The 14,566-nt window shown below is 56.4% G+C and carries 10 protein-coding genes; 4 read left to right on the top strand and 6 right to left on the bottom strand.

What is annotated here, in order from left to right:
- Nucleotides 1–13: 13 nt before the first annotated feature.
- The 6 genes from SRBAKS_RS14300 to greA all read right to left on the bottom strand — a co-directional run bounded on the left by SRBAKS_RS14300 (nt 14) and on the right by greA (nt 9,378).
- A complete protein-coding gene (locus SRBAKS_RS14300; RefSeq protein ID WP_229591565.1) occupies nt 14–2,701 on the bottom strand; it encodes a PAS domain-containing hybrid sensor histidine kinase/response regulator in 2,688 nt (895 codons plus the stop codon).
- 189 nt (nt 2,702–2,890) lie between these two features.
- The gene (locus SRBAKS_RS14295; RefSeq protein ID WP_229591564.1) at nt 2,891–4,615 is read right to left on the bottom strand and encodes a bifunctional metallophosphatase/5'-nucleotidase; all 1,725 of its coding nucleotides are present in this window, start codon (nt 4,613–4,615) and stop codon (nt 2,891–2,893) included.
- Between the two features lie 176 nt (nt 4,616–4,791).
- Nucleotides 4,792–6,975, bottom strand: coding sequence for a glutamine synthetase III family protein (locus SRBAKS_RS14290; RefSeq protein WP_229591563.1), 2,184 nt, complete (start codon nt 6,973–6,975; stop codon nt 4,792–4,794).
- A gap of 432 nt (nt 6,976–7,407) precedes the next feature.
- Nucleotides 7,408–8,043 carry an RluA family pseudouridine synthase gene (locus SRBAKS_RS14285; protein WP_229591562.1) on the bottom strand — a complete coding sequence of 212 codons (636 nt, stop codon included), beginning with the start codon at nt 8,041–8,043 and terminating at the stop codon, nt 7,408–7,410.
- On the bottom strand, nt 8,040–8,822 hold the full coding sequence (locus SRBAKS_RS14280; protein WP_229591561.1) for a hypothetical protein: 783 nt from the start codon (nt 8,820–8,822) through the stop codon (nt 8,040–8,042). Before SRBAKS_RS14280 ends, SRBAKS_RS14285 begins: the two co-directional genes overlap by 4 nt.
- 61 nt (nt 8,823–8,883) lie before the next feature.
- A complete protein-coding gene (greA, locus tag SRBAKS_RS14275) occupies nt 8,884–9,378 on the bottom strand; it encodes a transcription elongation factor GreA (RefSeq protein ID WP_229591560.1) in 495 nt (164 codons plus the stop codon).
- A gap of 342 nt (nt 9,379–9,720) precedes the next feature.
- Between greA and SRBAKS_RS14270 the strand changes: the two genes are divergently transcribed.
- The 4 genes from SRBAKS_RS14270 to SRBAKS_RS14255 are packed head-to-tail and all read left to right on the top strand — an operon-like array spanning nt 9,721 to nt 14,459.
- Nucleotides 9,721–10,956 (top strand): BMP family ABC transporter substrate-binding protein, encoded by a 1,236-nt coding sequence (locus SRBAKS_RS14270; protein ID WP_229591559.1) that lies wholly within the window; start codon nt 9,721–9,723, stop codon nt 10,954–10,956.
- A 3-nt stretch (nt 10,957–10,959) separates the two neighbouring features.
- A complete protein-coding gene (locus SRBAKS_RS14265; RefSeq protein WP_229591558.1) occupies nt 10,960–12,435 on the top strand; it encodes an ATP-binding cassette domain-containing protein in 1,476 nt (491 codons plus the stop codon).
- On the top strand, nt 12,432–13,475 hold the full coding sequence (locus SRBAKS_RS14260) for an ABC transporter permease (protein ID WP_229591557.1): 1,044 nt from the start codon (nt 12,432–12,434) through the stop codon (nt 13,473–13,475). The genes SRBAKS_RS14265 and SRBAKS_RS14260 overlap by 4 nt, the downstream gene beginning before the upstream one ends.
- The gene (locus SRBAKS_RS14255; protein WP_229591556.1) at nt 13,476–14,459 is read left to right on the top strand and encodes an ABC transporter permease; all 984 of its coding nucleotides are present in this window, start codon (nt 13,476–13,478) and stop codon (nt 14,457–14,459) included.
- Nucleotides 14,460–14,566: the final 107 nt, after the last annotated feature.

Raw genomic sequence — 14,566 nt, 5'->3', positions numbered from 1 at the left:
TAAACGGATATTCTTACGGAGCAGGCTCGTCGCCTGTTCCGTATTTTTTCTGCATGGCAAGATGCAACGTACGCAGCAGATCTTCCACTTCCATGGGCTTGGGAATGTAGTCGTCCATACCGACATTCATGAATTTGGCTTTATCACCGATCATGCTGTAGGCGGTCAGTGCAAAAATCGGAACATCACGGTTCTCGACCCCTGCGACCCCCGCTCGAACGCATCGTGTGGCATCAACGCCATCCATCTCCGGCATCTGGATGTCCATATAGACCGCATCAAACTGTTGCTTGCGCAATTTTTCTATGGCCTCGACGCCATTGGATGCGATGGACACCATGCACCCGGCCTTTTCCAATTGCCGCTGCCCCACCATCCGGTTGACGTTGTCGTCTTCCGCAAGCAGTACGTTCAGGCCGAAACTCAAGCCGTCATTCTGCGTTAAATAAGGTGAATCGGATGTATCCTGCGACTTCTTTTCACCGAATGTAACGACCATATGCACCGTGCTGCCCTGGCCCAGCACACTCTCCATGGCCATATGTCCATTCATGAGACTCATCAGTCGCTTGCAGATGGAAAGCCCGAGTCCGGCCCCCTGATATTTCCGGGCGTATCCCTGACTGCCTTGAACAAAAGGCTCGAACAGGGTTTTCAATTTATCATCACTGATGCCGATGCCGGTATCGGACACGGAAAAGTACACCCGGTGCGTCCCTTCACTCACCGATGGAAGCAGCGACACCTCCACCCGAACTTCTCCTGATTCCGTAAACTTGAGCGCGTTTCCCACAAGGTTGGTGAGCACCTGCTGGAGTCGGGCACTGTCACCCACAACATATTCCGGCACGTCATCCGCCACCGAGCAATGCAGGTGAATTTGGGCTTCCTCAAAGGACAGCTTGAACATTGTTCCCACATGCTGCACCGCTTCATGCAGATTAAACGGTACATATTCAACATCCATCATCCCCGCTTCCACACGGGAAATATCCAGTATATCGGAAAGCAACCGGTTGAGCCGCACTGCCGACTCCACCCCGGCCTGGGCGTACTCGCGTTGAACCGAATCAAGATTCGTCCCCTGCATGAGTGTCAGCATTCCCTGGATACCATTGAGCGGAGTTCTGATTTCATGACTCATGTTGGCCAGGAATTCCGATTTCGCCTTGTTGGCAAACTCCGCCTCTTCCTTGGCCAGGACGAGCTGGCTGTGAATGCGTTTGATCTCTGTAAGGTCCACATCGAGGCAATACATGATCTTCTCGCCCGAAGCCGTCTCCTGCATGACATGACTGGAATACACCCGCACGAGGTGGCCGTCCTTGTGTGTCAGGTCCAGCTCTCCGGCAGGGATTGCCACCCCGTCGTTGACCCAGGCTGCGTGCCCCTGCTTGACCGCGTCTTGCATGAAATCGGGAATGATCAGATTTTCCAGCAACTGTCCCATGGCCTCTTCACGCGTGAAGCCATACATATGCTCACTGGCCGGATTCCAATAGACGACGTGACGACTGTGGTCATACCCCTGGACCGCGATCATATTCACATCTTCGAATAATTGTTTGAACCGCTGCTCGCTTTGATGCAGCGCCTTGTCTGCCCGTTTGAAGTCGGTGATATCCATACCGACAAAGGTCACCCCGGCCTCAGGCTGTCCCGGAATCAGCGGCGTAATGGTGATCATGGCATCACGAAGCGAACCATCCTTGCACACCAGTTGGGTTTCCATCGTGGCGGTTGTTTCTTCCTCCATCTTGGCATACCCGCTGAAGCCGACGTAGTCATACTCCTCCTGTGTCGAATAAATCTCGCGAACATTTTGCCCGAGCAGTTCATTCCTTTCGTATCCGAGCATGGAAAAGAAATAGTCATTCCCCTGGAGAACCACGCGATCCTTGACAACGCCGATCCCCACCTGCGTTGTCCTGAAAATGCTGGCCAGCTCTGCCTCCCGGGCCTCCAATTTATTCAATGACCATTTCTTTTCGGTGATATCAACCACATGGGCAAGAATCTGAACGATCTCGCCTCGGTCGTTCTTGATGGGAATGGAGGTCAGGGAAATCCAACGATCCTGGTTGTCGACATACCGCTCCACGCTGTGCGTCTCGCCAGACTCCAAACTCTTGAGGGCCGGACAATCATCGCAGGTATGTTTTTTTCCCCAGAACATTTCATGGCACTTGTGGCCGACCATATCCTGACAGGGATACATTTCATACATGAACCTGTTGGCCCATTGAATGGTCAGGTTAGGATTGTAGAGCGCCACTCCCAGATTGAGAGAGGTCAGGATGCCATCAAACTTATTTCGCTCATTTTTGACAGCCTCGATATACTCCATCCGTTCCGTTGCATCTCTGGACATGAGACAAACCCCGATAATCGTGTCCGATTCATCTCTGTATGGCGTGTATTTGACGTCCATGAACCGTCTGCCGACTGCGGGGAAATCCAACCACTTCTCGAAATGCACCACTTCGCCCTTCACGCAACGTTGCATGCAGCCCTGAACCAGGGAGTCAAAGGGCTTCTCGCCGATCACGTCCACCAGATGCGTGCCCAGCACCTCGTCCCGCTCTTTACTCCAATAGCGGCAATACTCCAGGTTTGCCATGACGTATCGGAGATCCAAGTCCAAAACGGCAATAATATCCTTCGATTGGTCAAATATGGTTTGCAAATCGTAAACGCTCATACAACTCTCGATTCCTTGTCTCATATTCGATTGTACTATAATCCATACTCAAACAATTTATTGGGCACAGTGATTAATTGCAAGGAATAATATCAGGCTGCACCACACGACAAACAACTCCCCCGAAGCGGAGACCGCTTCGGGGGAGCATTTCTGCGCTGTATATACGCTGCTTTGCTGCCTATTTACTTATTTTGTCGTGATATATGTCACACCGGAAAATGGCAGAGGCATCAGGTTCTTTTTCTTTTTTACATACTTGATGAAGGATTGGGCATCCCCAAACCCGGTGTCGTATTTGGATTTGAGATTCTTCAAGACAACATACCCATCCCCACCCGAAGCGAGAAATGAGTTGGTGACGACCCTATAGGCGCGTGTTGCCCGCACCCGTTCCCACCGGCCATCCTCGATCATGACGTCAACGCTTGTCACGCGGCTGCCTTCCGGCAGGTTCATATTGGCACTATATCGAGCACCCGCCACATACGGAAAGGCTCCATCTCCGCGCTCAACGCCACCTTCCAGGGCCTTGGTCAGTTGCGCGCCCGTCATGGTCAACACGACCAGCGTATTATTGAACGGCATAAGCGTGTAGGCCGTACCAACAGAGATATTGCCCTGCGGCACGGACTCACGCACGCCACCGCCGTTGGTCAAGGCAATGTCCGCCGGTTCGCCAGTGGTCGCCAGCGCATCCAACATGCTCTGACAGACCAGGGGAGCGATCAGGCTGCCCTGCGTCAATTCCTGACCGTCCTCATCCACGCCGGGCTCCCTGATATGCGGCAACGCGACATCGGCCACCCCTATGACTTCGTTACGCATGGCCTGAACACCCTTCTTAAAGGGAGTGAGAAAGACCTCGGCTTCAGCATCCGGCGCGACAATAGTGGCCATGGGGTTGGAGCGAATGAAAGTCAGCAGGGCCTCACGCTCCACGCCCTGTACTTCGACCTTCTTCTTTTCCGCATTCTTCCGGCGGAAGGAATCGGCCAACAGCAAAATAGGCTTGCCTTCGGCAGCCGTAATCACGCCCTTTTTATTGAACGTCACGTCCAGACGCCCCAAAATACGGGCCCACTTCCAGGCCGTAACGACATAGACCGGATCGCCGTTCGCCCCTTTGACCGTGACCGGATAGGTGTCTTCCGGCGTCTTGCCAAGAGCCTTCATGGTTGCGGGATCGCCCAGGAGGGTATGCGAATGACCACCGACAACGACATCCACTCCGGGCACCTTGGCGGCGAGCTCCTTGTCGCGGCCAAAGCCGACATGGGTGAGCAGGACGATCTTGTTCACGCCCTGCCTTTCGAGCATGGCGACATATTTTCTGGCGGTCGCCGCTTCATCCTCGAAACGGAGAGCGCCGGGGCTGGAGATCGTGGGCGTCTCCTTGGTCGTCAAACCGATGATGCCGACCTTGTCAGTCCCGAAATTCAGGATGGTATAGGGCTTGAACTGAGCCTCCAGAGCGGGAAACTGGCCTGCATCAATATTCGCCGACAATACGGAAACCTGTGTGTACTGTAGCAGTTTGATAAGAAAATTCGGCCCTTTGTCAAACTCATGGTTGCCAAGCACCATGGCGTCGAACTGCAAACGATTCAGGAACTCCATTTCCGGCTGTCCGCCGTACTTCATGAAGTAGAGGTCACCCTGGATCACGTCGCCCGCGTGCAGCAACGCCACATTCTGCCGTTCTCTGCGCACCTGCTTGACCGCAGAGGTCAATCGCGCCCACGATCCCATCTCGACATATGTGGACTTTCCCTCTGGTTTGAGCTTGTCCCTGGTCGTATCCAGATACGAATGCGTGTCGTTGACATGCAACAACGTCAAATCAAAACTCCACGAAGGCTGCGCAACCAGCAGAGCAATACAAACCACAACAACGGCAAACCATTTTTTCATTATTATCTCCTCCTGAAAGAGCTGTTGGCCTGATACCAATCTTTGCCTCGGATGGGAACAAGTAGTTATGAATTGCATAGCTCCCGGCAATGAATCTCATACACACGAACCGAAACACGAAAAGACCCCGGTGCCAGAGCACCGGGGTCCTTGAATATCAGTTCTACTGGGGAATACTATTTGATGAACAGCATTTCCTGGTAGCTGGGCAGGGGCCACAGGTCATCTGCGACAACGCCTTCGAGAGCGTCGACGATTTCGCGGACAGCCAGCATGGCGGGCAGGACCTTCTTGGTCTTGTAGACAGCTTCGGCTTCCACAGACTTGAAGTTGTCCTTCTCCATCAGTTTTTCCAGAGCCACGATGCTTTCCTGGAGATCACGCAACTTGTCGGTGATATCCTGGAGCAACGTAGTGCGAGGCTCGATACCGGCGGCCTTGATGGAGGCGGCGGTGTCGGCCAGCTCACCCTGGTAGCGAATGGCTGCGGGCAGGATGATGGTCTTGGCGACCTTCGCGCACATCAGGGATTCGGTCAGAATGATCTGGTTGTACTGCTCATGGTAGATTTCACAACGGGAATGCAGTTCGTCCTTGCTCAGGACGCTGTACTTCTCGAACATCTCGATGACGTCCTTGTCCATGAGGACCGGCAGCGCGTCAGCAGTGGTCTTCAGGTTGGGCAGGCCGCGCTTCTTGGCTTCTTTCTGCCATGCATCAGCATAGCCGTCGCCGTTGAAGATGACATGACCGTGTTTTTTCATGATGCCCTGAATAACTTTCTGGCAGGCTTCGTTGAGCTTGGCCTTCTTGCCTTTGGTGAGCTTTTCGATCTCGTCGCAGACATAGTCGAGGGATTCGGACAGCATGGTGTTCAATGCAACCTGTGCTCCGGCGATGGACTGGTTGGAACCGACAGCGCGGAACTCGAAGCGGTTGCCGGTGAAGGCAAACGGAGAGGTGCGGTTACGGTCGCCGGAATCCATGGGCAGCGGAGGCAGTGTGTCGACGCCGACACGGAGCATGCCTTTGGCCTTGGTGCCTTTGAGGTCGCCCAGTTCGATCTGGTTGAAGATCTCAGCCAGCTCGCCGCCCAGGAAGATGGACAGGATGGCCGGGGGAGCTTCGTTGGCGCCCAGACGGTGGTCGTTGCCTGCGGAGGCGACGACAGCGCGGAGCAGCTTGCCGTATTTTTCCACTGCACGGATGGTGGCAGCGGTCAGTGTCAGGAACTGCATGTTCTCGTGCGGGGTGTCACCGGGGGAGTACAGGGAGCCCTGAGACGGAGTGGACAGGGAGTAGTTCAGGTGTTTACCGGAACCGTTGATGTTGGCGAACGGTTTTTCGTGCAGCAGGCAGGCCATGCCGTATTTTTTGGCAACAGACTTCAGGATGGTCATGACCATCTGGTTGTGGTCGGTGGCCAGGTTGGCCTGCTCGAAGATCGGAGCGATCTCGAACTGACCGGGAGCGACTTCGTTGTGACGGGTCTTGACCGGCACGCCCAGCTTGTACAGCTCGCGCTCGACTTCCAGCATGTAGGCCAGCACGCGACGCGGGATGGCGCCGAAGTAGTGATCGTCCAGCTCCTGGCCCTTGGCAGGCTTGGCGCCGAACAGTGTGCGTCCGCAGACCATGAGGTCGGGACGGGCGAAGTAGAAATTGCGATCAAGCAGGAAGTACTCCTGCTCGGGACCGGCGTTGGAAACAACCATTTCGCCGTTGTCGGTGCCGAAGAGGCCGAGGAAACGGGTTGCGGATTTGTTGATGGCCTGATTGGCGCGCAGCAGCGGAGTCTTTTTGTCCAGTGCATGCCCTTTCCAGGAAATGAAGGCGGTCGGGATGCACAGGAAGGTGCCATTGGGATTTTCCAGGATGTAGGCCGGGTTGGTCACGTCCCAGGCGGTGTAACCGCGGGCTTCAAAGGTGGCGCGCAGGCCGCCGGACGGGAAGGAGGAAGCGTCAGGCTCGCCCTGAATGAGCAGCTTGGCGTCGAATTCGGCGATGGCGCCGCCCTCACCGTCAGGAGCGAGGAAACCGTCATGCTTCTCAGCAGTCAAACCAGTCAGGGGGTAAAAAACATGGGTGTAGTGGGTGGCACCTTTGGCAAGCGCCCATTCTTTCATGGCAGCAGCAACAGGACCCGCAATGGACGAATCAATGGCTTCGCCGCTTTTTTTGGTTGCCATCAGGGACTTGTACACGTCCTTGGGCAGCATGTTCTTCATGACTTTATCGCTAAAGACATTGGAACCGTAGATTTCCGCGGGGGAAGTCTCGGCGAAGTTGAGAGGCTTGTCTATGGGTTTGTAATTTGTCACCGCATTGATTGCGTTCTGACGAGTCTGGTATCCGCTCATGTAAATACTCCTTCAGGCATGTAAATATTGTTTCCCGGCGTCACCCGGACCAAAGGGCGCCTGACCCTTATTATCTAATCCCACCCCTATACCAAGTTATATGCCAAACAATAAAAAGACTGAATAAATAGGTGGTTAAGAGTCTAGACTTTTTGAACTTACCGCATAATACTACGAAAATGTAGTTTTGACACCGATTTACCCCTCTTTGCTATTACAATTTTGCAATAAAAAAAGGTATTTTTTACAACATACTGATTTAAAAGATTCTTTTAATGACATAAATGGGAACAGAAAAGGACAAAAGTGGTACTCCCCAGTCGAAATTCCACTTTTAAGCAAGAAAACGCCATCCACAATAAAACAAGAATGAAAACACATGGTCCGTTGGAGAGTCGCATCGCATGCGACAAAGCCAGAAAACGGGCCGGATCAAAACGGCGCAGGAGAAGTGAACTCCAGAGGTTGCCGGGTCTTCGGATGGCGGAATCGAAGCGTGGACGCGTGCAGCTTGAGCTGCCCCGGCCCCGTGCCTGTACCGTACAGCCTGTCACCGACAATGGGGAACCCCAGCCCTTTCTCATGAGCCGAATGCAACCTGAGCTGGTGGGTGCGGCCTGTATGCGGCATGAACTCCACCCGGGTCCGACCGTCTTCCACACCGAGCTTGCGCCAACGGGTGATGCCGAGCTTGCCCTTTTCAGGATCATAGACCTGATAGGGGCGATTATCCGGGTCCAGTCGAAACTTCAACTCGATAAGACCGTTCTGCGCCTCGACCACACCATCGACAAGCGCGATATACCGCTTGCCCACGAGGCGATCCATGAACTGGACCGACAGGTTGCGATGGGCCTCGGTGGTCAGCGCCAGCACCAACAGACCGGAGGTATCCTGATCCAGTCGATGCACGGACGGCTGATCTATGCAGCCGGGATACATCTCCTTGATACGGGAAACCACGCAATCCTGGTTGGCCTCCCCTTTGCCGGGTACGGACAACAGCCCGCTGGGTTTGTCCACCACCACGAGAACAGGGTCTTCATGCAGAATGATCAGGTCGTTCATTGTCGTGCGTCCTCCAGGCCGCAGAGCATATAGCCGAGAATGCGGCCGCATTTGTCCTTGCAGGACGGATAGAACGTGCCGTGCTCCCGGGTCCCGGAGCGGTTGGTGCGTCCGAAATAAAACTCTGCCAGCCCGAGCGGGGTCAACCCGTTCAGGGCCGCATAGCCCAGAAGCTTGGGCGCGCAGCAATCCCCGGTTCCCGTGGGTATGCCTCCGGTACCACAGGCCGCCATGGGCAACGGAGACCGGCCATGGGCAAAGCTCGGAATGAGAAACATGGAATGGATCCGGCGTTGCAGGTTTCGGGATGCCTTTTTTCGGGCATCGGCCAATGTTTTTTTCAATGCCGCGTCCGTAGACTGTTCAAACTCGCGGCTCATCTGTTTGATACATTTTTCCTCCAGCGCCGTGACCATGCGGAACCGCTCCACATCAAGGAGCGGCCCGACCCAACCGGGCACGCGCCACCTGGAGTTGTACTGTCCTGAAAAAGCCTTGATCACTCCTGTCCTGCCAGACTGATCACGCACAACCAGCACGCCGAACATCTGCCCTCGGGCCTCGGACCACACATAGTCGGTCGTCATCCAGGGGCTGGCCTCGGACACGGGCACGTCAAAGTCGATGCGCCCTTCCCTTTCGAGCCTGTGAAACAGCGCAAGGGCAGGCGCCATGGCCGGACCGACCGGCAGCGAATGCTCCCTGCCACAGTGGTCGCACAGGCCCCGGCACGCAATGTCAGGATCAGATATGTCCGTGATTTCAATTGGTTCAATCATAATAAAAAACCCCACCGCGCTGAAGCGGTGGGGCGAGTGTACACGGTCTTGTTCCGAGAGGCTATTTGATCTTCAAGCTTGCGGAGCCATTAAAATCCACGGACAGAATCTCATATTCGATCCGACCACGCGGAGCGTCCACAATGGCTTCGTCGCCCACTTCCTTGCCCAAGAGAGCCTGCCCCATAGGGGAAAGCACGGAGATGGAGCCGTTCTTGTGATCAGCGTCATCAGGGCCGAGCAGCAAGAAAGTGCGCTTCTCGTCGGTGTCGATGTCTTCAACCTCCACGGTGGCACCGAACGTGGCGCGTTCGCCGTCCAGCTTGTTCAGGTCGAGCACATCGAACAGCGGCATCCTGGAGTTAATATATGTAATACGGGCTTCAAGCATACCCTGCCGTTCACGCGCAGCGTCGTAGCCGGCGTTCTCGGACAGGTCGCCTTCCTCGCGAGCTTCCTTGATGGCCTGGATAATGGCCGGACGTTGGGCTTTCAGGTCTGCCAACTCTTGGGTAATTTTCTCGTACCCTTCTTTACAAATAGGGATGCGATCCATTTTCAAAACCTCGCTCAATTCAATAACAATGAAAAAAGTAAAAAAAGAAGCAGGCCGCGCTACTTGCTCCAAGCTGCACGGCTGCAAACGGGTCATACCAACTGACAGTGTTCTTATTAAGACATCAAGACACTCCGGTCAAGAGGCAGTCAAAACACTTTTTCAAGAGAGAGAAACCGGCACATTGACAACAGGCACTTTCCGCCGGTTTGACAACGAATCGGTTGACACGACCCTGTATTCTCATTCAAGAATATTTTTTTGAGCAGATTGCTCTTTTTATCACGATATCGTGAGCCGATCCTGGAGACCACGAGAACACACCTACATATGGAGGAGAGGATGAAACGTTTTACACTGATAGTACTCGCTCTGAGCGCATGCCTGCTCATGGCCTTTGGTTGTTCGTCAGAGCCCAAGAAGGAAGAAGCCAAGGCACCGGAGAAAGCGGAAACGGTGGCAAAACAGGAGAGTGTGCCTCCGACCATCGGGCTGATCCTGGTCGGCCCCTATAACGACAAGGGATACAGCCAGGCCCAGTACGAAGGCGCCAAGTACGTGGAAGCCCAATTCCCCGGGGCAAAGCTCATCTATCTCGACAAGGTCAACCCGGCGGATCGCCCCGGCCTGACCATCCCCCAGGTTGTTGACGATCTGGTGGAAAAAGGCGCCAACCTGATCATCGCCGGTTCCGACGACATGAAAGACGGCATCATCGAAGCGGCCTCCATGCATCCCGAGATCGTTTTCATCCATGCATCCGGTGACGCCGCCCTGACCGGCAAGGGTCCCGGCAATCTCGGCAACCTCTTCGGCAAGATGTACTACTCCAAAATGATGGCCGGTTTCACCGCCGCCATGACCACCGAAACCGGCAAGATCGGCGTGGTCGGTCCGCTCATCAACGAAGAGACCCGCCGTCTCCTGTCCGCAGCCTATCTGGGCGCGGCCTATGCCTGGACCGAGGTTCGCGGCAAGGACATCAAGGACCTCTCCTTCAATGTCAAATGGATCGGTTTCTGGTTCAATATTCCCGGCGTGACCTCTGACCCGACCCAGGTGGCCGGTTCTCTGGTCGACGAAGGGTACGACGTCCTCATCTCCGGCATCGACACCCCTGATGTCGTGACTGTCGCCAAACAGCGCAGGGCCGCAGGCAAAAAGATCTGGGCGCTGCCGTACGACTATGAAAAGGCCTGCGAAGGTCAGGGCGATGTCTGCCTCGGCGTTCCCTACTTCAACTGGGGCCCGGGCTTCCTGCGCATCTCCAAACAGGTGGCCGAAGGCACATACAAGACCGCTTTCGAGTGGGACGCCCCCTACTGGGCAGATATCAATGACCATGACAAGTCCCCTGTGGGCTTCATGGCCGGTGAAGGCATGAGCGCTGACACCAAAGAGGCGCTTGCCGCATTCACCGCCGACCTCGGCTCCGGCAAGATCGACCTGTTCACCGGCCCGCTCAACTATCAGGACGGCACGCCTTTCCTGGAAGCAGGCGAAAAGGGTACTGACAAGAAGATCTGGTACATGCACCAACTGCTCGAAGGAATGGAAGGACTCTCGTCCGCCAAATAACGAATGATCGTTCTAAAAGACATACACAAACATTACGGCCGGGTTCGGGCCAACGACGGCATCAGCCTGACTCTCGAACCCGGCCGCATTTATGCTCTCGTCGGTGAAAACGGCGCGGGCAAGTCCACCCTCATGCGCGTACTGGCAGGCCACACCCGCCCCACTTCCGGCACGCTGGAGATAAACGGTGAATCGCTCTCGCACCTGACCCCCAAGCTGGCCCGCCAGAAAGGCGTGGGCATGCTCTATCAGGACCCCCTCGATTTTCCGGCCATGCCCGTATGGGAAAATTTCCAACTCGGCGCGCCCAAGCGCACCAAGGCCGAGGTTGTGGACATCATCGGCGAACTCTCCTATCGGCTGGACGCCTGTTTCCTGCCTGATGAACCGGTTTCAAGCCTGACCGTGGGTGAACGGCAGTTGCTTGAACTGCTGCGTCTGCTGGACCTCGGCGCAACCACGCTGATCCTTGACGAGCCCACCACTGGCATCACCCCGGAACAGAAACAGGACCTCTTCGACCTGCTCGTAAAGCTGGCCCGGGAAGAAGGCCACACCATCATTCTGGTGACCCACAAGCTCTCGGAAGCCTTTGAAATGGCGGACTCCATTTTCATCATGCGGCAGGGAGCACTGGTGAGTACGCTCACTCCGCCCTATGACGAAAAGGAGCTGGTCCACCTCATGTTCGGCGAAACGGCCGAAGGCGTCGAAAGCGAGCTGCCCACGCTGGAGGACACGGCCTCACCGCGGCTCCGCATGCTCGACACCATGTTTGCCGGTCCCAAATATTCCATGGAGCACCTGAATTTTACGGCCCGCCCCGGTGAATGTATCGGGCTGGCCGGACTGGACGGTTCCGGTCAGGAGCTGTTCCTCAGAGGATTGTGCGGTCTGGACCGCATGCCCGGAGGCGCATTGGAACTGGACGGAACAGCCTATCGCTCCAATGACTTCAACACCCTGCGCAAGGCAGGCGTGCAGTTCGTCCCTGCCGACAGGTTGCAGATGGCCCTGTTTCCGGCCCTCAACCTCATGGAGCACATCACCCTGGCCTTCCCGGACAAGAAGGGCGACCTGACCGAATTCTACCGAAACCAATGCGTGGACTCCTTCAACCTGCAGGCACATCCAGACACCCAGGCCAACGAATTGTCCGGGGGCAACCAGCAACGCCTCCTGCTCTCGCTGATGCCAGACGAGGCCAAGCTGCTGCTCATGGAACATCCCACCCGAGGTCTTGATGCCGGTTCGGCCAGACAGGTCTGGAACCACCTGAAAGGCCGGTGCGCTGACGGCGCAACGCTCATATTCTTCTCTCCCGATCTGGATGAAGTGCTGGCAAACAGCCACCGGATCATCGTCTTCTACGACCGGGCCATTGCCGCAATCGTGGAAGGCGACGATATCTGCATGGAAGTGGTCGGCGCGCTCATGGCGGGCAAGACCATGGCCGACATCCGGGAGGCCCGCCAATGAACCGCGAATCCCTCCTGACCCAGATCGGCTGGCTCTGCGCCGCCCTCGGACTGGCTCTGATCCTGACCATTATTGTCTGCCTGCCCTCGGGTGCCCCGCCCTTTGAGACCATCTATGTCCTCTTCAAGGGCGGCCTCGGCTCCATGTCCAAAATAGGCCGCGTGCTCGCGGGCTGGGTGCCGCTCACCCTGTGCGCAGTGGGACTGCTCGTGCCGTTCACTGCCCGGCTGTGGAACATCGGCGTGGAAGGACAGGTCATCATGGGAGCGGTGTTCTGCACCGCGGCGCTTCGCTTCTTCCCGGAAGGCGGCGGCGTTGTGCAAATCATCCTCGGCTTTGCCGCCGCCATGCTCGGCGGCGCGGTCTGGGCCTTGCTGGCCGGACTGCTGCGCGTGTTCGGTCGTGTCCATGAAATCTTCTCCGGCCTTGGCCTCAACTTCGTCGCGCTGGGCGTGACCATGTGGCTCATCTTCGGTCCATGGAAGCGCCCCGGTGTGGCCTCCATGTCCGGCACGCAGCCGCTGGATATCTCGCTCTGGCTGCCCAGACTCGGCACGCTCTCGGTCAGTTGGGTCGGACTGGCTCTGGCCATCGCCGCCATCCTGTGTATCTACATTCTGCTCCACCGCACAACGTGGGGGTTGAAGATGCGCGCCGTGGGTGAAAACACCAAGGCCGCCACACTGTTTTCCCTCGGACCACGCCGTCGCTTGCTGCAGGCCTTCATGCTCTGTGGCGCGCTGGCCGGACTGGCTGGAGCCACGCAGGTGCTCGGCGTCTACCATCGCCTGCTGCCGGCCATTTCCTCCAACTACGGCTACACGGCCCTGCTGGTCGGCATGATGGCCTCGTTCCGGTTGCCGCTGGTGCCCTTTATCTGCCTCTTTTTCTCCATTCTCAACGTGGGTTCCATCCAACTCCCCCTTCAAATGGGGCTGGATTCTTCCCTGTCCGGGGTGATCCAGGGCGTCATGGTCCTGTCGCTGTTCATCATTCAGGGCATGCGACTGTGGTTCAGACAAAGAAGGGAGACGAACTAAATGGAAACGTTTGCATTGACCCTTGCGGCCATCCTTGTCGCCGGTGCGCCCTTGGTGCTGGCCACGCTGGGAGAAACGCTCACCGAAAAGGCGGGCATCATCAATCTGTCCCTGGACGGCTCCATCCTGCTGTCGGCCATGGCGGCCTTTGCCTGCTCGGCAGCCTTTGACAACCCATGGCTCGGCGTGCTGGCGGGCATGGCCGTGGGCGCTGCCATTGCCGGGATACTCGGCATCGTCGGCATCTATCTCGGCCAGTCCCAACTCGCGGTGGGGTTCATCCTGACGCTGCTCTGCCGTGATCTCGCCTATTTTCTCGGCCACAATTATTCACGGCAACCCGGACCGGACCTCGGTCTGTGGACCATTCCCGGCGTGGGCGACATCACCTTCATCGGTCCCATTTTCGGTTCACAATCGCCGATCGTATACCTCGCCCTGGCTGCCATCTTCTGCTGCTGGTGGTGGATGTTCCGCACCCAGGGCGGCATGCGCCTGCGGGCCGTGGGCGAATCTCCCAGGGCCGCGTTCGGACGCGGCATTCGCGTTCGGCTGGTCCGTCTCTACTACTGTCTGGCCGGTGGCGCACTGGTGGGCATGGCTGGCGCGGCATACTCGCTGGCCGTCAAGCCCGGCTGGGGGCGGCCACAGGGATGTGAAGGCGCGGGCTGGATAGCACTGGCCATCGTCATTTTCGGCGGCTGGCACCCTGTCCGCACAGCACTCGGCGCGTTTTTCTTTGCCGCCCTACAGGTCTCGGGCATCTATCTGCAGGAATATTTCCCTTCCATTCCTGCTCCGGTCTTCCAGGTAGCGCCTTTCCCGATGATGATACTTACCCTGCTGGCCGTGAACATGGGCCGCATGGGGTGGGTGCAGGATCTGGTACGCCGCCATCCCATTCTCAAAACGTTTTCCAAAGGATGGAACATTGAAGCACCGGCTGCACTCGGCCAGGATTTCGATCCCAAGAAGGGGCTCTGATCCCTGCCGCCACGGGATTATGCAAACAAAAAGTCTATCCGGCTTGCTCAAACGTATAAAATCCGGTAAATTAACACTTTGGATAAACCTATTTTTACGGGATTCAT

Origin of the sequence: Pseudodesulfovibrio sediminis, assembly GCF_020886695.1 — a bacterium.
GTDB lineage: Bacteria > Desulfobacterota > Desulfovibrionia > Desulfovibrionales > Desulfovibrionaceae > Pseudodesulfovibrio > Pseudodesulfovibrio sediminis.
The sequence above is the reverse complement of the archived record's forward strand: the minus strand, read 5'-3'. Positions and strand labels throughout refer to the sequence as shown.

What these genes read in the sequence shown, in the direction of transcription:
- SRBAKS_RS14300 (WP_229591565.1), bottom strand. Translation starts at nt 2,701, where the DNA reads ATGAGCGTTTACGATTTGCAAACCATATTTGACCAATCGAAGGATATT.
- SRBAKS_RS14295 (WP_229591564.1), bottom strand. Translation starts at nt 4,615, where the DNA reads ATGAAAAAATGGTTTGCCGTTGTTGTGGTTTGTATTGCTCTGCTGGTT.
- SRBAKS_RS14290 (WP_229591563.1), bottom strand. Translation starts at nt 6,975, where the DNA reads ATGAGCGGATACCAGACTCGTCAGAACGCAATCAATGCGGTGACAAAT.
- SRBAKS_RS14285 (WP_229591562.1), bottom strand. Translation starts at nt 8,043, where the DNA reads ATGAACGACCTGATCATTCTGCATGAAGACCCTGTTCTCGTGGTGGTG.
- SRBAKS_RS14280 (WP_229591561.1), bottom strand. Translation starts at nt 8,822, where the DNA reads ATGATTGAACCAATTGAAATCACGGACATATCTGATCCTGACATTGCG.
- greA (WP_229591560.1), bottom strand. Translation starts at nt 9,378, where the DNA reads ATGGATCGCATCCCTATTTGTAAAGAAGGGTACGAGAAAATTACCCAA.
- SRBAKS_RS14270 (WP_229591559.1), top strand. Translation starts at nt 9,721, where the DNA reads ATGAAACGTTTTACACTGATAGTACTCGCTCTGAGCGCATGCCTGCTC.
- SRBAKS_RS14265 (WP_229591558.1), top strand. Translation starts at nt 10,960, where the DNA reads ATGATCGTTCTAAAAGACATACACAAACATTACGGCCGGGTTCGGGCC.
- SRBAKS_RS14260 (WP_229591557.1), top strand. Translation starts at nt 12,432, where the DNA reads ATGAACCGCGAATCCCTCCTGACCCAGATCGGCTGGCTCTGCGCCGCC.
- SRBAKS_RS14255 (WP_229591556.1), top strand. Translation starts at nt 13,476, where the DNA reads ATGGAAACGTTTGCATTGACCCTTGCGGCCATCCTTGTCGCCGGTGCG.